General features: G+C 44.0%; 15 protein-coding genes and 1 pseudogene. 8 read left to right on the top strand and 8 right to left on the bottom strand.

The window, feature by feature from the left end:
• Nucleotides 1–345 precede the first annotated feature (345 nt).
• Nucleotides 346–567, top strand: coding sequence for a cold shock domain-containing protein CspD (gene cspD / locus AC6I7V_RS04995; RefSeq protein ID WP_255231015.1), 222 nt, complete (start codon nt 346–348; stop codon nt 565–567).
• Nucleotides 568–695: 128 nt separating this feature from the next.
• Here cspD and AC6I7V_RS04990 read toward each other — a convergent pair whose 3' ends face one another.
• Entirely contained in the window at nt 696–2,921 is a 2,226-nt protein-coding gene (locus tag AC6I7V_RS04990; RefSeq protein WP_498011454.1) for an NADP-dependent isocitrate dehydrogenase, read from the bottom strand.
• Nucleotides 2,922–3,542: 621 nt separating this feature from the next.
• Here AC6I7V_RS04990 and AC6I7V_RS04985 point away from each other — a divergent pair.
• A pseudogene (locus AC6I7V_RS04985) lies at nt 3,543–4,139 on the top strand (pseudouridine synthase); the annotation flags it as partial.
• A gap of 161 nt (nt 4,140–4,300) precedes the next feature.
• On the opposite strand, the gene AC6I7V_RS04980 reads toward AC6I7V_RS04985, so the two are convergent.
• Entirely contained in the window at nt 4,301–5,296 is a 996-nt protein-coding gene (locus AC6I7V_RS04980) for a porin (protein ID WP_255231018.1), read from the bottom strand.
• Nucleotides 5,297–5,810: 514 nt separating this feature from the next.
• Here AC6I7V_RS04980 and dinG point away from each other — a divergent pair.
• The 5 genes from dinG to AC6I7V_RS04955 all read left to right on the top strand — a co-directional run bounded on the left by dinG (nt 5,811) and on the right by AC6I7V_RS04955 (nt 10,653).
• Nucleotides 5,811–7,886 carry an ATP-dependent DNA helicase DinG gene (gene dinG, locus AC6I7V_RS04975; protein ID WP_498011453.1) on the top strand — a complete coding sequence of 692 codons (2,076 nt, stop codon included), beginning with the start codon at nt 5,811–5,813 and terminating at the stop codon, nt 7,884–7,886.
• Nucleotides 7,887–7,993: 107 nt separating this feature from the next.
• The gene (locus AC6I7V_RS04970) at nt 7,994–8,773 is read left to right on the top strand and encodes a sulfite exporter TauE/SafE family protein (protein WP_255231020.1); all 780 of its coding nucleotides are present in this window, start codon (nt 7,994–7,996) and stop codon (nt 8,771–8,773) included.
• A 16-nt stretch (nt 8,774–8,789) separates the two neighbouring features.
• Nucleotides 8,790–9,338, top strand: coding sequence for a primosomal replication protein (locus tag AC6I7V_RS04965; protein WP_498011452.1), 549 nt, complete (start codon nt 8,790–8,792; stop codon nt 9,336–9,338).
• Entirely contained in the window at nt 9,328–9,498 is a 171-nt protein-coding gene (gene rsmS / locus AC6I7V_RS04960; protein ID WP_255231022.1) for a pleiotropic regulatory protein RsmS, read from the top strand. The genes AC6I7V_RS04965 and rsmS overlap by 11 nt, the downstream gene beginning before the upstream one ends.
• A 21-nt stretch (nt 9,499–9,519) precedes the next feature.
• Nucleotides 9,520–10,653, top strand: a complete 1,134-nt coding sequence (locus AC6I7V_RS04955) for a ribosomal protein uL16 3-hydroxylase (protein ID WP_498011451.1) — start codon at nt 9,520–9,522, stop codon at nt 10,651–10,653.
• A gap of 71 nt (nt 10,654–10,724) precedes the next feature.
• Here the strand turns inward: AC6I7V_RS04955 and AC6I7V_RS04950 are convergent, their stop codons facing one another.
• Nucleotides 10,725–12,842, bottom strand: coding sequence for a methyl-accepting chemotaxis protein (locus tag AC6I7V_RS04950; RefSeq protein ID WP_498011450.1), 2,118 nt, complete (start codon nt 12,840–12,842; stop codon nt 10,725–10,727).
• Nucleotides 12,843–13,112: 270 nt separating this feature from the next.
• Here AC6I7V_RS04950 and xthA point away from each other — a divergent pair, with 270 nt between their 5' ends.
• On the top strand, nt 13,113–13,919 hold the full coding sequence (gene xthA / locus AC6I7V_RS04945) for an exodeoxyribonuclease III (protein WP_255231025.1): 807 nt from the start codon (nt 13,113–13,115) through the stop codon (nt 13,917–13,919).
• 47 nt (nt 13,920–13,966) lie between these two features.
• Here the strand turns inward: xthA and AC6I7V_RS04940 are convergent, their stop codons facing one another.
• The 5 genes from AC6I7V_RS04940 to AC6I7V_RS04920 all read right to left on the bottom strand — a co-directional run bounded on the left by AC6I7V_RS04940 (nt 13,967) and on the right by AC6I7V_RS04920 (nt 20,023).
• On the bottom strand, nt 13,967–16,699 hold the full coding sequence (locus AC6I7V_RS04940; RefSeq protein WP_498011449.1) for an ImpA family metalloprotease: 2,733 nt from the start codon (nt 16,697–16,699) through the stop codon (nt 13,967–13,969).
• 178 nt (nt 16,700–16,877) lie between these two features.
• Nucleotides 16,878–17,555: an ABC transporter permease gene (locus tag AC6I7V_RS04935; RefSeq protein ID WP_255231027.1), complete on the bottom strand. Its 678-nt coding sequence runs from the start codon at nt 17,553–17,555 to the stop codon at nt 16,878–16,880.
• A 2-nt stretch (nt 17,556–17,557) separates the two neighbouring features.
• A complete protein-coding gene (locus AC6I7V_RS04930) occupies nt 17,558–18,298 on the bottom strand; it encodes an ABC transporter permease (RefSeq protein ID WP_255231028.1) in 741 nt (246 codons plus the stop codon).
• 79 nt (nt 18,299–18,377) lie between these two features.
• On the bottom strand, nt 18,378–19,145 hold the full coding sequence (locus AC6I7V_RS04925) for an ABC transporter substrate-binding protein (protein ID WP_255231029.1): 768 nt from the start codon (nt 19,143–19,145) through the stop codon (nt 18,378–18,380).
• Between the two features lie 107 nt (nt 19,146–19,252).
• A complete protein-coding gene (locus AC6I7V_RS04920) occupies nt 19,253–20,023 on the bottom strand; it encodes an ABC transporter ATP-binding protein (RefSeq protein ID WP_032549478.1) in 771 nt (256 codons plus the stop codon).
• Between the last annotated feature and the right edge of the window lie 93 nt (nt 20,024–20,116).

Raw genomic sequence — 20,116 nt, 5'->3', positions numbered from 1 at the left:
TTAAAAAGGCAGCACAAACGTACATAAAACAAATATTTGCGCCCTTAAGTTATAGATTAGTTAATGGATAGTTGAAATTCTCAGGTGTGATTTGTTATTAAAAATGTTCAATTTTATACCAATTTGCTATTGACTGTGCGCAATCATTAGCTACATTGGAGCTAAAAGGTTTTTTTACATTAAAATTTAACAACACGGAATAATTACGCAAGGCAGCGATATTTCATGTCAGCAATGTATAAGTTCGGAACAACGACGATAAGTGTCGTGGTTCCAGAATCGTAACAATGACACATTTAAGGTTGATAACAACATCAGTAACAAAATGCATGAGGGATGTATAGCATGGCTACAGGTACAGTAAAATGGTTTAACAATGCCAAAGGGTTTGGTTTCATTTGTCCAGAGGGTGAAGAAGGTGACATTTTTGCACACTATTCAACGATACAAATGGAGGGTTACCGTACACTTAAGGCGGGGCAACAAGTTGATTATGAAGTTGAAAGCGGCCCGAAGGGGTCTCACGCAAGCTCCGTAGTACCGTTAGAAACTAGCCAAACAAAGTAGTCGCTATTCATCTACCGCTCTTATTACAAACGCCCTGTTTCAAACAGGGCGTTTTTAGTTGGTGCAATAAAAAAACGCTCCTGAAGGAGCGTTTTTGGCGAGATTTAAACTAATCTAAAAAAGAAAGACTATGCATCAATCACTGCATTCAAAGTCGCACTTGGGCGCATCAGAGCTGAAGTCAAAGCATCATCAAATAGGTAGTAACCACCCAGTTCGCCTTTAACACCTTGAGCACCGTTTAGTTCACTAATGATCGCTTCTTCACTTTCAGAGAGTTTAGCTGCGATACTTGCGAACTCTTGTGCTAGCTCAGCATCAGCCGTTTGCTCTGCAAGAGCCTTAGCCCAGTATGTTGCTAAGTAGTAGTGGCTACCACGGTTATCTAATTCACCCACTTTACGCGATGGTGACTTATTCATGTCTAGGAATTCACCTGTCGCTTTATCTAGCGCATCCGCCAGTACTTGAGCTTTTGCATTACCCGTTACTGTACTTAGGTGCTCAAGTGAAGCCGCCAGTGCTAGGAATTCGCCCAAAGAATCCCAACGTAGGTGATTTTCTTTTTCTACTTGCTGCACGTGCTTAGGAGCAGAACCGCCAGCACCTGTTTCAAACAGACCACCGCCGTTCATTAGTGGAACGATAGACAGCATTTTCGCCGATGTGCCAAGCTCTAGAATTGGGAATAGATCCGTCAGGTAATCACGTAGAACGTTACCAGTAACTGAGATTGTATCTAGACCTTCTTTGATACGAACTAGAGAGAACTTAGTCGCTTCTAGCGGAGAAAGAATCTTGATTTCTAGACCGTCGGTATCGTGTTCAGGTAGATAAGCGTTCACTTTCTTAATCAGCTCTGCATCATGTGCACGAGATTCGTCTAGCCAGAATACCGCAGGAGTGTTTGAAGCACGAGCGCGCGTTACTGCAAGCTTAACCCAATCTTGAATTGGTGCGTCTTTAACCTGACACATACGGAAAATATCGCCTTCCTCAACGTCTTGCTCAAGAAGTACCGCACCATTTGCGTCAACAACTTGAACTGTACCAGCAGCATCTAGAATGAAGGTCTTATCGTGAGAACCGTACTCTTCTGCTTTTTGAGCCATAAGGCCAACGTTTGGCACACTGCCCATTGTTGTTGGATCAAATGCACCATTCTCTTTACAGAAATCGATAACCGCTTGATAGATGCTTGCGTAGCTACGATCAGGGATCATCGCTTTAGTATCTTTCTGCTTGCCATCTGGACCCCACATTTGACCAGAAGAACGTAGCATCGCTGGCATTGACGCATCAACAATGATGTCACTTGGTACGTGTAGGTTTGTGATGCCGCGATCTGAGTCAACCATAGCGAGTGGTGGTTGAGTCTCGTATACCGCTTGTAGATCCGCTTCGATAGCTTCTTTCTGCTCTTGTGGTAGTGCTGCGATCTTAGCGTACACATCACCAATGCCGTTGTTCACATCAACGCCCAGCTCTTCGAACAGTTGACCGTGCTTTGCAAATACATCTTTGTAGTAAACCTTAACCGCATGACCAAAGATCACAGGGTCAGACACCTTCATCATTGTCGCTTTCATGTGCAGAGAAAGCAGTACATCTTGCTCTTTAGCTAATGCAATCTCTTTTTCAAAGAAAGCAACGAGTGCAGCTTTGTTCATCACTGAAGTGTCAATGATCTCTTTGTCTTGCAGAGCAAAAGCTGGTTTCAGTGTTTTCTTCACACCATCTTGACCAACAAACTCGATGCTTACTTCTGTTTCACCATCAATAGTGGTTGATTTTTCGCTACCGAAGAAGTCTTTGCCGTCCATGCTCGCGACATGAGACTTAGAATCTGAAGCCCATGCACCCATTGAGTGTGGGTTTTTCTTCGCGTAGTTTTTAACAGAAAGCGGCGCACGACGGTCAGAGTTACCTTCACGCAGTACAGGGTTTACAGCACTGCCTTTAATCTTGTCGTAGGTTGCTTTAATCGCTTTCTCTTCCTCAGTGCTTGCTTCTTCTGGGTAGTTAGGAAGTGCGTAGCCTTTTGCTTGAAGCTCTTTAATGGTTGCTTGAAGTTGCGGGATAGATGCTGAAATATTTGGAAGCTTGATGATGTTTGCTTCCGGTGTTTTTGCCAACTCGCCAAGTTCAGCAAGTGCATCACCAATACGTTGCTCTTCAGTTAAATACTCTGGGAAGTTAGCAATAATACGCCCTGCAAGTGAGATATCACGAGTATCAACGTTGATACCAGAAGAAGCAGTGAATGATTGAATGATAGGCAGTAGAGAGTATGTCGCTAGTGCTGGTGCTTCGTCTGTAATGGTATAGATGATGGTTGGTTTTTCAGTAGGCATGAAATTTCCCTATAGTTCTGACAAGCTCACACGTTGTGAGAATGTTTAAATTGACCAGTAGACAGTGCTTGAGAGCGACGATGGTCTACTCGATAGTCGTACTCTATCTTATACCAATCGTAGTAAATAATTGCTCACCCTAGCTTGTTAAAATGCTCGATAACTGCGTTAGAATTTTTGATTGTAGAATAACTACTTATCGAAAAATTCCGCCTTGTTCTCAAGCCTTTTCCCTGCGCTATTTTTGATCACTTACTTACTGTGATTGGTATTATTTTTCATACCGTTTTATGACGGCATGAACCAAATCCGTGAGTGCGTTGTTATAATAAAACACGTTGGTATAATTAAACAAATTGGACTTTATAGTCCATTAACTTGTTCTATTTTGTGTCTTTTAGGCGCGCAAATGATAGCTCAATTCCGTTTCAGTGAAAACTTTTCAGCACACTTCGTTTACATTTTTGCAAGGTAGTTAACATGTCTACTCGCTCTCGTAGCACTTCGCGCTCTAATGGCTCCTCTCGACAAGGTGGTCAATTTAAACAAGGCAGCACAACCACATCGCGTACCAAGCATAAGGGAAATGAACGCCGTTCCTCTTCTGCTACCAAAAGCAATTCGTCGAGTAAGCAGCGCTATAAACGTAAACCACGCACAGAAAAACCTAGAGTCGCCATTGAAAATAGAAAAGTGATTCTATTCAATAAACCATTCGACACACTCAGTCAGTTTACCGATGGTGAAGGTCGCAAAACCCTAGCCGATTTTATTCCGGTAAAAGATATCTACGCGGCAGGTCGCTTAGATCGCGACAGTGAAGGACTAATGGTGCTTACCAACGACGGCATCTATCAAGCTAAATTAACTCAACCCAATTCAAAGTCACCGAAGACTTACTGGGTTCAAGTTGAAGGTGTGCCGAATGAAAGCGATTTAGATAAATTGAGAAAAGGTGTTGAACTCAAAGATGGTATGACACTGCCCGCTAAAGTCGAAGTTATGCCAGCGCCTAGTGTTTGGGAACGCAATCCACCAGTGCGATTTCGTGCGGCAATTCCGACGACCTGGCTTGCGATTACGATCATTGAAGGACGTAATCGTCAAGTGCGTCGTATGACGGCTAATATTGGCTTCCCTACTCTTCGCCTTATTCGTTACTCAATGGGTGAGATGAGTCTAGGTGATTTACAGCCTGGAGAGTGGAAAGAGGTATAGTGCGATAATCATCGCCTCCTATACACCCAAACCCCAAAAAACAGCCGCACAATGCGGCTGTTTTTATATAAATTTACAACTATTCACCGCATATAGACGTAAAAAAGCCAGTCATGAGACTGGCTTTTATCAATTTCTAGCTATTACTTATTAAGTAATGATTAGAAGCTGTAGAATGCAGCAGCGAAGATGTGAGTTTCTTCGTCAACAGCGTCACTACCAGTATCTAGTTCTTGCTTGATATCGATACCCATGTCTACGCGGTCGTTTAGAGTGTACATTAGAGCAACGTTCATGTAAGACTGATCAACGTCAGCTGTATTTGCAACATCAGACTCTGTAGTGTTTGCAGCATAACCAGCAGCTACAGTAAGTTTTTCAGATGCTGCGAAAGCACCAGATACGTAGTAACCTGTTTCTTTACCAACTTTCTCTGCGTCGTTGATCCAGAAGTTCGCGCCAAGTGTGAATGCATCACCTAGCTTAGTCTTACCAGATACAGAAGTTACGTTGATGTCGTTGTCGCCATTTTCACGAGTTTCGTAACCCGCGTAAACGCTGAAGATTTCTTTTTCTAGGCCAATGTAACCATTGTAACCAGTTTCTGCAGCTTCACGGTCATCTTTTGTTTCGAATGTAGAGATACCGTATGCAAAACCAGAAGTGTTACCTTCGAACTTGAACACGTTGAACGCATCAGAAGTGTCGCCTGCAGATGCACCAAATTCGTAAGTAAGGTCACCAGCGCCATCTACTTTATCAAGAGCTGTGTCGTTTTCCCAACCGAAAGAAACTAGACCGAAATCTGTTTCGTAACCTAACCACGCTTTATCAACGTCAGTGCCTGGGCCAGATTGGATGTCTTTCTTAGACTCATCCGTGCTGTAGTTCAGCTCTAGGTCAACTTCGATGTAACCGCGTAGACGGTTGTTCTGGTAGCTAGTTGCAACTGTTAGTGCAGTAGCCCAGTCATCGTACAGTGCCTTAGAACGTGTATCGTAGTAACCACCGATACCGAAAGCACCAGAAACTGAGAACTGGTCTTTGTGCATTGGGTCAAATTCGAACTCTGGCTTAGAGTTTTGAGAGCTTGTTTCTACAGCAAACGCAGAAGTTGATACTGCTGCGATTGTTAGAGCTAATAGAGTCTTTTTCATAATAAATCCACTGCCTTTTCTAAGAATGGGAGATCCTTGCCCGGTTCCCTTTTTATTTATTGTGATGGTCATTACCACTCTTTGTTGGTTAATCACCGTCACCAAATTTCGAGGTCTAGATTGCAAAAGATTCCTCTGCGTGTCAAATCTTCTAAAAACAAATCTAAAAAAAAGACAAATTAAACAAATTCAATTACTTACATTTTTTTTCATGGTTTTACGAGACGTATCTCGGGCTGTTATGGTGAAAATATAATACACTTTAAAACAACAAATACAGCACAATATACTAGAAATAGCACCAATATTGCGCACAATGCAGAATTAAAATCTTTTGGCAGTGTTTTTTATGATATTTATATTTTACGCAATAAATAAAATCGCTAACTTCATGAAGGTTCAGTTTTTTTTTGTGAACAAGATCTAGCTTTGATTCAAAAGCAACCTATTTCGTCGAAAATGAACAGACTAGTGAAATGTGCTACTATCGCGACTCCGTTACTTGGGTCACAGTATGCTAACCACTAAAATACAGAATTCTATTCGCACCAGTTATCAAAACCTTCAATCTCAGTTGGAAAACTTTGTACCTAGGCGTGCTCAAAATTACCTTGTTGCTGAAATAGCAAAGACTCTTTGTGGTCAGTACCATAAAAGCAATCGCATAATTGTGGCAGAAGCCGGTACTGGGATCGGAAAGTCCCTCTCCTATTTAATGGCCACTATTCCTGTGGCTGTATTGAATAACCGAAAAATCGTCATTTCTACCGCTACCGTTGCTTTACAAGAACAACTGGTCAATAAAGACCTCCCTCTATATAGACGACTTACCGATAGAGAGTTTTCCTTTATATTGGCAAAAGGACGACAAAGGTACTGCTGTGCGGAAAAACTGGCCGTGGCGTGTGGTGCTGATGGTGGTCAGATGGCGATGTTTGAGTCAAAGCCAAAGAAGAAAGACATAGAACAGCTGGAAACCATGTATCGAAGCCTAGCTCAAGGTAAGTGGGATGGTGACAGAGATTCATGGCCTAAGCCAATTGACGATATGATTTGGCAAATGATTGTCAGTGACAAGCATAGCTGCAATAACAGTATGCCCGCACACCGAGATTGTCCTTTCCAAAAAGCACGCTCTGAACTCGACAAAGCAGATGTCATTATCGCTAACCACAGCTTAGTTATGGCAGACGCAGATCTAGGCGGTGGCGTCATTCTACCTGAGCCAGAAAACAGCATTTATGTGTTCGACGAAGCACATCATCTACCTCATGTAGCACGTGATCACTCTTCAGCAGCAGCAAGCTTAAAAGGCGCAGCCTCATGGTTGGAGCGTTTGAATCAATCAATCAGTAAACTTTCGGGCCTTGCGGAAGAGAAACGGGTCTATCGATTTAGAAATGAACTGCAAGATTCTGTTCAACAACTTATTCCAACTCTTTCTCAACTGAGTAAGCGCTTCGATGCTACCCAATTTGAAGACGGCTTATATCGCTTTGAACACGGTGACCTTCCAGAATGGCTTGAAAGTGAATCAAAAGACCTCAAGCAGTTGAGTCAGAAAGCCAGTCAAGCCGTGGCAAAGATAGCCGACCTGATTGCCGAAAGAGTAAAAGATGGTGAGCTCTCAGCCAAACTCGCAGAACCCGCGCTTGCTGAAATTGGTTTCTACATACAGAGAACTGAAAATTTGGCCCAAGTTTGGCGTTTAATGGCTGAGCCTAAACGTGACAAAGGAGCGCCACTGGCACGCTGGTTGGAGCTTAATAAAGAGAATGAGGGCGATTTCATTGTTAATGTTTCACCTTTGGAAGTCGGCTGGCAATTAGACCAGCAGATCTGGAGCCGTTGTGTCGGCGCAGTATTAGTCTCTGCCACCATGCGAGCACTAAATTCATTCAGTTTCTTCTGCCATCAAGCTGGTATCAGTCAAAAACCTGAAGATGGCGTGCAGTTTCTGGCGTTAGCCTCTCCGTTTGATTATCAAAATCAGGCAGAGTTAATCGTGCCAGCAATGAAATACGAACCTCAGGCTCCGCAGTTTACAGAATATCTTATAGAGATTCTGCCTAAAGTCATTGAGGACAACAAAGCTAACCTCGTTCTATTCTCTTCATACTGGCAAATGAATCAGGTTGCGGAAGGTTTATCTACAGATTTCGTTAAAAAGGGGTGGGCATCGCAAGTACAAGGGGATACTTCCCGCTCAGAAATTCTAAAAAAACATAAAAACCTTGTAGATAAAGGAAAAACCAGCGTGCTTTTTGGTACAGGTAGTTTTTCAGAGGGCCTTGATTTGCCTGGAGAGTTATTGGAAAACCTAATCATCACCAAGATCCCATTTGGTGTTCCAACCTCACCGGTAGAACAAGCCCACTCAGAGTATATCGAGTCCAAGGGCGGAAACCCATTTATGCAAATTACCGTTCCTGAAGCGAGTAAAAAACTGATTCAATCTGTTGGCCGACTGCTGCGTAAAGAGCGAGATTCTGGTAAAGTCACGATCCTTGACCGACGCATTGTCACAAAGCGCTATGGCAAGTCCTTGTTAGACTCCCTACCGCCTTTTAAACGTACAATTAAATATTAATGAGTAGGGTTGTTAAGCGCTCCTGCTAAATTTTGTTTTAGATTTACTCCGGCAAATTTGAAAAACAACGCTGCTGATACAGCATATAACGAGAATAATAGCTATCTATGGAAATGATTGAACCAACCATGTTGGTCATACTTGCACTGGTTGCCTTCGCTGCCGGTTTTATCGATGCCGTTGCAGGCGGTGGCGGTATGCTCACCGTGCCAGCCCTGTTGTCTTTAGGTTTACCACCGCATATCGCGCTAGGCACTAACAAACTCGCAGCCACCTTTGCATCATCAACCGCGGCTTTTACCTACTACAAAAAGAAGCTATTCAAGCCTCAGTGCTGGGTCAACGCATTTATTGCGACTTTAATTGGCGCAACGGTAGGTACATTGGTCGTCGATGCCATCAGTACTCAATGGTTAGAAAAAGTGTTACCGCTAGTGATTTTGGCCGCCGCAATCTATACGATTTTCCATAAAACACCGAATGCTAACCAAAACGTGTCCCCAAAACCTTGTCCCGTTCTTAAGAAGAAGCAGATTGCTCAAGGTTTTACTTTGGGTTTCTATGATGGTGTTGCCGGGCCTGGAACCGGTGCATTTTGGACTGTAAGCTCTATGGCGCTTTATCGCTTGAACATTTTGCTCGCGTCAGGCTTATCGAAAGCGATGAATTTCACCAGTAACTTCACCTCCCTAGTGACTTTTGCCATTCTAGGGCATATCGATTGGGTTCTCGGATTGACGATGGGCGTCTGTTTGATGGTTGGCGCGTTTGTTGGTGCTCACTCAGCTATACGCTTTGGTGCCAAGTTTATTCGCCCGGTATTTGTTACCGTGGTGAGTGTACTCGCGATCAAGCTGGCTTATGAAGCTTGGTTTGTAAACCTGTAAAAAGTTTAGATGTAGAATGTCTCACTTTAAGCAACTCAGCAAAATTATCGACACATTAATCGGGCACTGTAAACAAGTAGATAGCGCTCGTGGCACATACCATCAACCGCTATTTGATAGTACCCTCTTTAAATCTCGAGCTAAGGTGCTGATGCCGTATGCGCTAGAAGCACAATCCAACTATCATAGGATTCTCTCCGAGCAAGCAAAAAACCAACTAACAGCAACAAGAGCGGTTCACTTAACGGAAAAGTTAACTAACCAGATAGCGGCACTCCAGAGAGAGCTCGCAAATTACGACTTGCGTGACGATCGTAATCTGCACCAACCACACTCTACCAATCAACTTTATAATGCCCTAGCTCAGCATCAAGATTGGCAACGGCGTTTAACCGCTCTCGTGCAGCAAAAAAAAGCTCAGTTTGATGCCTGCCCTGCTTATCAAAAAGATCAGGCTGAACAAGCTTGGCAACTGGCGATTGAACGGCTAGAGCGTTGCGAAGAGTCAATGAAGAAGATACATAGGCAAATAGATTTAGAGGTCCCGAATAGAGATGAGCACTGAACAAGCCCCACCACCACTTGATAGCGCACCAGATGAGATCAAACTTGCGGTTGACCTTATCTACCTTTTTGAAAGCAACGAGATTGACCCAAAAGTCGCTTTAAAGGCGATAAAGATCGTTGAGAACGACCTTCAAGCTAAACTAGCACCTAGCACCTAGAACGAATATTACAGGATACACATGTACCAACTTAACTTCTCTATGGCCGAGTTTGTTGAACAATACTGGCACAAACAACCGACCATCATCAAAGGCGGATTCAAGGATTTCGTTGACCCAATTAGTCCAGAAGAGCTGGCGGGATTATCAATGGAAGAAGAAGTCGACTCGCGCTTTGTGTCTAACCAAGATAATAAGTGGTCAGCGGAACACGGTCCATTTAGCGAAGATAAGTTTGCACAACTCCCACCAAGCCACTGGCAGCTGATCGTTCAAGCAGCAAACCACTGGCACCAAGGTGCAGCTCAATTAGCAGAATCGTTTCAACAACTGCCAAACTGGTTATTTGACGATCTGATGATCTGCTATTCAGCTGAGCATGGTGGTGTGGGTCCTCATATTGATCAATACGACGTATTTATCGTTCAAGGTCACGGCAAACGTCAGTGGAAAGTGGGCGCTAAAGATCAGGGACAATATAAAGAGAGCATTCAAGCATCTGCGCTTCGTCAAATTGAAGGTTTTGATCCTATCATCGATCAAGTATTAGAACCGGGTGACATTCTCTACATTCCACCGGGCTTCCCTCATGAAGGGACAACTTTAGAGCCTTCAATGAGTTACTCAATTGGTTACCGCTCACCTAAAGAGCAAGAGCTGATCAGTAATTTTGCTGACTTCGTGCTTGCGCATGACATGGGTGATACACATCTTCATGATCCGGAGTTCAAGGCGCAAAACAACTTTGGTCAAATCCGTCAGTCAGACCTTGCAAACCTGACAAAAATGCTCCATTCCGCGTTCGAACGACCAAACACGATAAGTGACTTTATGGGTTGCCTACTGAGCCAGTCGCGCCATCAGCTTGATATCGTAGCGCCAGAGCCATTGTGGAAAGCAGAAGAGGTGTCTAATCATTTAGCGGCACAAGGTGAGATATACAAAGTTTCTGGTCTCAAAGCCCTTTACCATGAGGCAGAGCCAAACGTGGCCTATATCAATGGTGAAATTATTAAAGTCGAAGATGGTGACAGCACCCTGTTAACATCACTATGCAATGAATCCATCATCACACCAGAACAAGCATTCAGCCCATCTGCTATTGCTCTTATTACGGACCTAGTAAACAAAGGCTATTGGTTTATCGAAGAGTAGCTAAACCTCAAAGCATACGAAAAGGGACACGCAAATACGTGTCCCTTTGTTGTTCTAAAACGAAGAAAAGATTACACCTTGAATTGATTAACTAGCGCTTGCTGTTGCTGAGATAAGGTATCAATCTGATTGCCTTGCTCTTCAGATCTTGAAGCCTGCTCAAGAATCTGTGCGCTTAGATCACGAATGTTCACTACGCTTTGATTTACTTCACCAGAGACCGATTGTTGCTCTTCTGCAGCTCTGACAATCTGGTTATTCATATCGCTAATAGCCTCAATCGAAGTAAAGATAGAGCCTAAATCCTCAACCGCATTCTGAACGTGTAGAGCTGTATCATTCGCTAAGATATTTCCTTCTTGAATGGCTTCAACGACATCCTGCGTTCCAGCTTGAACCTTATCAATCACTTGACGAATTTCGCCTACCGATGCTTGTGTACGGCTTGCAAGATTACGAACTTCATCCGCAACAACGGCAAAGCCTCTCCCCTGCTCACCCGCACGCGCCGCTTCAATCGCCGCATTCAAAGCCAACAAGTTTGTTTGTTCTGAGATACCTTCAATCACACCCAAGATATCTGTGATGTTGGCGTTGTTCTTGGCAAGCTCTTCAACAATCGGTACTGCGCTCGACATACGCTCCACCAACTTCCTCATCTCGCCAGCGGACAACTCAATGACTTGCTGCCCTTGTTTTGCAGAAGAGTTAGCTTCACTTGCCGCACCTACTGCGATTTCAGCGTTCTGGACAACTAGACTTGCAGTCTGCGTCATCTCTTCTGCCGCTGTCGCGACCAAGTCGACCTCTTTAAACTGCGATTCACTGCTTTGACGCGTACTCGAAGCTGACGACTTTGCTGCACTGGTCGTATTCGCCACTTGCTCTGATGTTGCGATCACTTCTTTGATCGTTGGCTGTAGCTTATCGAGGAATCGATTAAAGCCTTGTGCTAACTGCCCTACTTCATCTTGAGATTTGACCTCAAGTCTTTGAGTTAAATCGCCTTCACCTGACGCAATATCGTCCAACCTTTCAACCACTTGACGAATCGGTTTTACAATAGAAAGTGAAGCAAACGCAATGACCCCTAGACCAATAACAATGAACAGGCCACCAGCAATCAGTTCCGTTTTAACACCTTCACTCAATTTATCACTGATAATTGCATCCAGCAGATCTGCATCCGCAACGACACTGTCGCGTGGAATCTCTAACAACACGCCCCAAGTCTGATTCGCTGCAACAACCGGAGCAAAAGCAAGCAACCATTCTCCGTTTTCGCTCCATTGAGTCATTGCCTCACCGCCGAACATAAAGTCGGTAAGTTGGTCATTACTTGTATTTGTACTTACGAATTGAGAACCAATTGAAATTGATGTGTCATCTGCAGCAATCACCGAGCCATCTAGACTCACTACATAGAGCGCACCATTACCGTCAAACAGATCCGCATCTGATTTAGCAACAATCTGGGTCAGGGAATCAAGTCGAAGGTCGATACCTAAAAAACCAATTGGTGTATCATCAATCATGATTGGCACAGATATCGACGAAGTTAACAGTGACTGGCCACCACTCGTTACAACCTTAGGTGTGCTGATACATGTTTGACCGCTCGATAGCGGACAATAAAAACGTTCACTGTTTGAGTTGTCATTAAGAGTTTGCTCAGACAGAACATTTGACAGTACGTTCTCTCCGTTATCTGCCACTTTCCAATACGGCGCAAAACGACCCACTTCGTTTGAACCTACGTAATCGGCATCCACATAATTTCCATCTTCACCATCGAGCATTTCAGGACGAAATACCAAGTAAGCACCAAGAATTGAATCAAAATCTAAAACTGAACGACGAATCATCTCATCTAATGCAGTACGTAGCTCTTCACTTGGCGTGAAGTTCTCTTCCGCATTGGTCTTTAGGAACTTAGCACTCGCGGCTAGCATTTCAGCTCGATAAATCGCTTCATCGACATAGCGCTGGGTTTCCTGCGCATTTAACTGCGAAACTGATGACAACAACTGTTCCGTTTTGTGAATAACAGAATCTGAGCTTTGAGACTTAATCACCTGTTGGTTACTTGAAGCGTTGTAGATCGAAAAACCAATAAGAGAGAGTGAAGTGATAAGTAGACAACACCCAGACAAAAGGGTGATCTTCCACTGTACTGAAAGTGAGCGCATTGAATATCCTTATTTAAGCCAAAAGACTTCCGTAGACCTAACAACATACCGATAGCGAAAATGCAATTCTACTTATGTCTGTTAGACGAATAGCTTAGCTTGCAATTACAGCACAAATCGGTCACATATAAAACGAAAGTTTATATAAATGTTAATAAATCGTGTCTTCTATTTTTTAACGCTTATTTTCAACCGCTTTCGGTGTTGTCACCTTAGCTTGGGGTGTTAAGATTTAGCTATTATCCCCACTGACCTCCCCTGAGGAAATTTATGAAAGTCATCAGTTTTAATATTAACGGCCTTAGAGCTCGTCTACATCAACTTCAAGCAGTCATCGATAAACATCAACCGGATGTGATTGGCCTACAAGAAATCAAAGTTCATGACGAAGCATTCCCTCTCGCTGATGTTGAAGCTATGGGCTACAAGGTCTACTTCCACGGCCAAAAAGCGCACTACGGTGTTGCAATGCTGTGTAAGCAAGAGCCTGTTTCTGTACAAAAGGGATTCCCGACAGACACCGAAGAGCATCAGAAGCGCATGATCATGGCCACGTTCGAAGATGAGGCTGGCGAAAAGACTACTGTGCTTAATGGTTACTTCCCTCAAGGCGACAATATCAATCACGAGACTAAGTTTCCTTATAAGCGCCAGTTCTACCAAGACCTAATGACTTACCTCAATGATCACCACAGCAATGACGAACAGATCGTTGTGATGGGTGACATCAACATCAGTCCAATTGACGCTGATATCGGTATCGGTGAACCGAACGCAAAACGTTGGCTAAAAACAGGCAAATGTTCATTCCAACCTGAAGAACGTCAATGGCTAAAAACACTATTGGATTGGGGCTTTGTTGATACTTTCCGTCAACTTCACCCAGACGTGACCGATCAATTTTCATGGTTTGATTACCGCTCAAAAGGCTTTGTAGACAATCGTGGCCTGCGCATTGATGTGGTTCTAGCCACACCAAAACTCGCTGAAAAGTGCACCGAATCAGGCATCGATTACGAACTGCGTGGCATTGAAAAGCCATCAGATCACGCACCGATTTGGTCAACATTTAAGTAATGAGTTGATATGTAAAAGGGGGAAACCTCTGAGGCTCCCCCTTTATCTTAGTTTAGCGGCCAAGCCGTTACTCCATCGACACTAATTGGCGCTTTCGCAAACTCATCGACACAATACCCTCTGCTGGAACTGGCAAAATAAGTCAGAGGCATTGGTGTTAAACTGAGCGCAGCCACTTGAGACTTAGCTTTATCCGTAAAATTAAAGCCCCACATGTCTAGGTAATTTCTCATATCACGCTCATTGACGTAGCTCAGTGCAATCAACAACCAATCATCATTGGTGATTTGATTTGCCTCTTCCCTTGAGTAGCTATTGTAGCCAATCGTCTGTTTATTGATGTTCCAAAGATCGTCACTTGATTTAAGTCTATTAAACTCTCGTTCAATCAAGTGAAGTCGACCAAGCATATGCCAGCCGTAATCCAAAACACCCTGCTCTTGCGCTAACATCATCATTTGAATGAAAACACGGGCTCCCCAACTCCAGTGAGTTTGGCTTTGCTGCGCCATGAACGCATTAGGATCAGGTTGTGTCCGACTCTGTTGAAGAAGTTCATATTGACCTTTAAAGTCTAGACTTTGGCACGATGATACGGTGCCTGTATCTTGGTAATATCGTGACTTACTGTAGTAGGAGTAATAGTTGGTTGTAGAGTGCCCTTCCCAACCACTAAAACGGAATCGGCCTTTTTCTAAGCCATGCCCTAACTCATGTAAGTCACCGTGACCCAGTGGATGAAAAGCCCAATAAGCATCATAAGGGTTGCCAGAGCAGCCATAGCCACAAGTCGCTTGGTCGGCGTTCATATGTTTGACGATGTCAATCGTCTCAACTTGCCAACCTTTACTGTCTCCATACCCATGCACTTCGGCGATTTCATCGATTCCCGGCCCTCTAAAGCCAGCCAACGCATGTGGAAAATTATGCATGTATCGTTCGGTCGCCAAAGCCATGTCATGCGGTTGGTTCCAATCGCTTGAACCGATTGATGTTTGCATTTTGTCCAACTTTGAGTGCACCTCAAAGCCAGGTGTAATCAGCTCTGCCCAATCAAATTTCGCTTCTTCGAGCTCGGCAACAAAGCGTTCGTTGTCTTTTTCACTTCGCCACACCGGATGCTGAGCAACATTCTCGAACTTCAGCTCAACGTTGATATCATTCTTATCAAAATGAACCTGCAGTGTTCCGCCATACGCAGAGGTCAAAATGATGGTTTCTCCAGGTTCAACCGGATAAGCCACCGATGTTAAGAACTTAGGCCTCGCATAACCGCCGTCTTTTGAGAACTCGTGAGTGGCACCACTGCGTAGTGAGTTGAATGCGATGGATGTACTCACATCATTGCGATCAACACGTGTGACTTTGATGGTCTGACCGGGAAGTGCATACACCCCCGCTGAGCGGAAATTGCGTTTTGATTCCAACGTCACCGTTTTGTTAATCAGCGGAACGTCTTCAAACGTTTTGGTGCTAAAGTTACCTAGGTTTGGCTGCGCGGCATTTACCGATCGGCTTTGGTATTGTACGTAATCACTGAAATAGGACCTTAGAAAATCGATTCTTTCAGTGTTGTTCTTATCCATTGGGTACGAGACATCTTGTCGATAACTGTCAGCTAACAGCAGTATCAACTTTTCATACTCATAATCACTATTAGCGAACAAGTCGACTTTCTGCTTATCTAAGCCATTCAGGTGCATACGAAGGGTATTAGCTGCCCGGTAAAACTCGGCATCCATCAACGATTCATCAGCGCAAGACTTATCATCACATAGCTTCAGATCCACATTAAAACTGTCGTTTTTGAGGCGCTGTAACAAGGCTTGCTCCGCCAAAATAAAATCTGGGATTTGATCAAGAAGTTGCTTTGGGTCCCAATCAGATAGCCCCAATTTACGCCAATAGTTGTCACCCTCATATTGAATGTGCATTTCAGTAAACAGAGCACGCCCGAGTTCCGTAATCCCCCCGTCTAAATGCAGATACAGCACAGGGATCTGATGTTCAAATGCGTAGTTTAAGCCTTCAACTACATCGATTACGCGGTCGCCATCATTTAGCTGCTGAGAAATGATCAAGAGCTCGGGTTTCTCTTCGAGGCACGCCTTTAGCTTACCGGCATCACATGCATCATCATCGTTGATCAGTGCATGTGAATTAATATTATTTTTAATCCAGTTTCGGGTCGCACCATCATCAGGAAAGTAGTAGGACTGATCCATTTGAGCTAACACGATCTTCGCGGGCTTATCCGATCCTGCCGCCCAGTTAACCAGATTCTTTAACCATGTCTCCATTTGCTTGTTAACCGAGCTAGGATACCGTTGTAGAGTGCGGAAAGGGTTACTTGCCAATGCTGCATAGCGAGTTTGCGAAGCGGTGTATCCAGCCACACCGATAACTAACTCTTGGTCGGTGTAATCTTCATTCATCGCTTTGTTGGTTTTAAGGATGGGATCGTTAAAACCATAAGTAGAAGAGATGATAGCGGCGTCATGGGTAGGGTCCCAGAACAGCTGATTAAGGGTTTCTCCACCCTCACCTTGCATCAGATGGTTTTTGATCTGATTGTGTTGACGATTTAGCTCCGACACGAACGATTCGCTCGCAGCAATAAACTCATTCGCATCAGAGACTAACGAGGCGTCACCACTCTCAAGAGCTCTCTGTACTGCTGTTTTGGGCTGAGTAGAATCATTAGAATCACTGCCTCCACCACAAGCAGTGAGTAGCAGAGAAGGCACTGCCATGTATAAAAATAGTGTGCTTTTTTTCATTGCTGTACAACACTCTAGTAAAGTTGAACCGAGTGTATCTATCGATCTGGTCAAATCAATTTATAAACTCAATACCAAGGTGAGATCTGAACCAAGTTAACGATTTTAGATAAATCGCGATAAAGCCTAAAAACGAGTGAACAACAAAATAGAAACGGCGCTAAAAAGCGCCGTTTCGTTAACTAAGTGGTCTTAGATAAGCCAAGAATCGTTTCTCAGCATGTTTAAATAGAGCGATGATGATAAACGTTAGCGCCATATAGAACAGACCTGCGGTGAGGAAAGATTCAAATGGTGCATAATAACGTGAGTTAACCAGACGCGCTGCACCGGTTAGATCCATAATCGTTACAATACCTGCAACCGCTGAACCATGAAGCATGAAGATGACTTCGTTACTGTATGCTGGTAGTGCACGACGTAGAGCGCTTGGTAAAATAATGCGGCGGTAAGTTTTCGATGTGCTCATGCCATACGCTTTCGCAGCTTCAACTTCACCTTTCGGCAAACCATTAATCGCACCTCGGATAATCTCTGCGGTGTAAGCCGAGGTGTTTAGAATGAATGCAACCAAAGCACAGAACCAGGCGTTCTCCCATAATGTGTCTTTTACAGGGAAGAATTGGTCCATACCGTAATAGATAAGATACAGTTGAACCAAGAGTGGCGTGCCACGGAAAAAGTAGATAAATGACCACGCTGGCCCATTAATCAGCATGTTATGGCTGTTGCGCGCTATCGCCAGTGGGATAGCCACAAAAAGACCGATAATTAGCGCGACTAATACCATCCACGCCGTTGTCCAAAGACCGCTCAGGTAAATTGGAAAACTTTCGACAATCAATGAAAAGTCCATAGTTACCTCGCGTGAATACTAAATTTACGTTCAACGAGCTTTAATAAGCCGGTTGAAACACTGGTAAAGAATAAGAAAATCAGTGCGACTGCCATGTAAAAAGTAAATGGCATCTTCGTTGAACCTGCCGCTAGCGCGCTGACTCGTACCATATCTTCTAGACCAATAATCGACACTAGAGCGGTTGTTTTGAGCAGTACAAGCCAGTTGTTGCCAAAGCCCGGCAATGCGTGTCGAATCATCTGAGGAAGCAGTATGCGGTAAAATGCCTTAACAGGGCTCATACCGTAAGCTTTTGCTGCTTCCATCTCTCCAGAATCAACCGCCATGATCGCGCCGCGGAACGTTTCGGCCATATAAGCGCCAAAAATGAATCCAATGGTCAGCACACCGGCAATAAACGGGCTAACATCAATATAATCAGGTAGGTATGACGTCCATTCATGGTTCGGGTCGCTAGAAGTGAACCACTCATTGAGCCACTCATTGATGGAATACAAACTGTTGTTTAAAAGGATCTGTCCACCAAAGAAGATCAACATCATCAATACGAGGTCTGGAATGCCGCGAATAATGGTGGTGTAAAGTGTGGCAATGGCTCTTGCCCATCGATAAGGTGCTAATTTTGCTAATGCGCCTAACATCCCCAGCACCATAGCTAGAAATAGCGAAAGCAACGCAACTTGAATTGTGAGTACAGCTCCATTAAGTATCGAAGCTTCATACCCTTGTAAATCAAACATAATGAATTCCAACAGAACAGCGAAAAAGTTGGGAGAGATAGGGAGAGATGCGCTCTCTCCCTAGAGTCTTCTCAGGATGTTACTGACCGTATACGTCGTAGTTGAAGTATTTAGCTGCGATATCTTGGTAGATACCCTTTTCACGTAGCGAGATGATCGCTTCGTCTAGTTTCTTGGTTAGGTCTTTGTCTTGCTTACGAACTGCGATACCCATACCATCACCGAACCATTTTGGATCAGTGAGTGATGGACCAACAAACTCGTACGCTTCACCGCCCGCTTTGTTGATAACACCTTCTTCAAGTGCTGATGCATCACCTAGAACTGCTGCGATACGACCATTGTTCAGATCAAGATATGCCTCGTCAAAAGAGCCATAGCGTACAATCTCAACATCTTTGTAGTTATCTGTTAGGTACTTATCGTGCGTTGTTGCACGCTGCACACCAATCTTCACACCGTCTAAGTTATCAAAGTCTAAGCCTGCACCTTTCTTAGCAATAAATTTGTTAGGAATTTGCGCGTATTTACCAGTGAAATCTACTTTCTTCTTACGCTCTTCAGTGATAGACATTGCCGCAATGATCGCATCATATTTACGCGCAAGTAGAGAAGGAATAATACCATCCCAGTCTTGAGCGACGATCTTACATTTCACTTGCATCTCAGTACAAAGTGCATTTGCCATATCCACGTCAAAGCCTTTAATAGAGCCGTCAGCTTCGGTCCAGCTAAATGGAGGGTAAGCACCTTCAATACCAAAACGAACCGTTTTCCACTCTTTTGCTTGAGCTACGCCAGTTGCAGCAGTTGCAGCAAGTGCTGCTACCAGTAACCACTTTTTCATATCCCTACTCCTGTGATTTAGATATTTTCAATGTTGTGTTTATAGTTTGGTTGTTGTGTTCATTACTTAGCACCGCCTCATACCTTGATAGCGATACTGGTAATACGTTAATAAATTGATGAGATAAACTGTTGTAAGCGTTCAGACTCAGGATTAGTAAAGAGTTTAGCTGGATCGCCCTGCTCTTCCACTAGACCTTGATGCAGAAACATCACATGATTAGAAACGTCACGCGCAAACGCCATTTCGTGCGTCACCACCAGCATGGTTCGACCTTCTTCAGCCAAATCACGCATAACACCCAGTACTTCACCCACAAGCTCAGGGTCAAGTGCCGATGTTGGTTCATCAAACAGCATTACTTCAGGATCAACAGCCAGTGCTCTCGCGATAGCGGCACGCTGTTGTTGACCACCAGAAAGGTGACCAGGGTAGTAATCTTTACGCTCGTACAGTCCCACTTTCTTAAGCAGCATCTCCGCGTTTTCAATCGCTTGTGCTTTAGGCACACCCAGTACGTGTACAGGTGCTTCAATAACATTCTCAAGAACTGTTAAGTGAGACCACAGATTGAAGCCTTGAAAAACCATCGCCAAGCGAGAACGGATTCGCTGAACTTGTTTTTCATTGGCAGGAACGGATTCACCAAGGCGGTTGTTCTTCATTTGGATAAGTTCACCGTTTACCCAAATTTCACCGGCGGTTGGTGTTTCTAGAAGGTTGATACAGCGAAGAAAGGTACTCTTGCCAGAGCCAGAGGAACCGATGATTGAAACCACGTCCCCTTTGTGTGCAGAAAGCGAAATTCCTTTTAAAACTTCATTTTGACCAAACGTTTTGTGTAAGTCCTTTATATCCAGCGCTGGTACATCTTTCATGCGCTTTCTCTCCCAAGTTTGTGTAAATGCAAGGTACTCCGACCTTTTCATGCGATACAAACTAGCACCCAACGCAGCAACATGCAACAAATT

This window comes from Vibrio sp. KUL70 (assembly GCF_059725515.1).
The sequence above is the reverse complement of the archived record's forward strand: the minus strand, read 5'-3'. Positions and strand labels throughout refer to the sequence as shown.

Bases quoted from the DNA above. Each gene is read 5' to 3' on its own strand.
- dinG (WP_498011453.1), top strand. From the start codon at position 5,811: ATGCTAACCACTAAAATACAGAATTCTATTCGCACCAGTTATCAAAAC.
- AC6I7V_RS04925 (WP_255231029.1), bottom strand. From the start codon at position 19,145: ATGAAAAAGTGGTTACTGGTAGCAGCACTTGCTGCAACTGCTGCAACT.
- xthA (WP_255231025.1), top strand. From the start codon at position 13,113: ATGAAAGTCATCAGTTTTAATATTAACGGCCTTAGAGCTCGTCTACAT.
- cspD (WP_255231015.1), top strand. From the start codon at position 346: ATGGCTACAGGTACAGTAAAATGGTTTAACAATGCCAAAGGGTTTGGT.
- AC6I7V_RS04990 (WP_498011454.1), bottom strand. From the start codon at position 2,921: ATGCCTACTGAAAAACCAACCATCATCTATACCATTACAGACGAAGCA.
- AC6I7V_RS04920 (WP_032549478.1), bottom strand. From the start codon at position 20,023: ATGAAAGATGTACCAGCGCTGGATATAAAGGACTTACACAAAACGTTT.
- AC6I7V_RS04940 (WP_498011449.1), bottom strand. From the start codon at position 16,699: ATGAAAAAAAGCACACTATTTTTATACATGGCAGTGCCTTCTCTGCTA.
- AC6I7V_RS04950 (WP_498011450.1), bottom strand. From the start codon at position 12,842: ATGCGCTCACTTTCAGTACAGTGGAAGATCACCCTTTTGTCTGGGTGT.
- AC6I7V_RS04980 (WP_255231018.1), bottom strand. From the start codon at position 5,296: ATGAAAAAGACTCTATTAGCTCTAACAATCGCAGCAGTATCAACTTCT.
- AC6I7V_RS04965 (WP_498011452.1), top strand. From the start codon at position 8,790: ATGTCTCACTTTAAGCAACTCAGCAAAATTATCGACACATTAATCGGG.
- AC6I7V_RS04935 (WP_255231027.1), bottom strand. From the start codon at position 17,555: ATGGACTTTTCATTGATTGTCGAAAGTTTTCCAATTTACCTGAGCGGT.
- AC6I7V_RS04955 (WP_498011451.1), top strand. From the start codon at position 9,520: ATGTACCAACTTAACTTCTCTATGGCCGAGTTTGTTGAACAATACTGG.
- AC6I7V_RS04930 (WP_255231028.1), bottom strand. From the start codon at position 18,298: ATGTTTGATTTACAAGGGTATGAAGCTTCGATACTTAATGGAGCTGTA.
- AC6I7V_RS04970 (WP_255231020.1), top strand. From the start codon at position 7,994: ATGGAAATGATTGAACCAACCATGTTGGTCATACTTGCACTGGTTGCC.
- rsmS (WP_255231022.1), top strand. From the start codon at position 9,328: ATGAGCACTGAACAAGCCCCACCACCACTTGATAGCGCACCAGATGAG.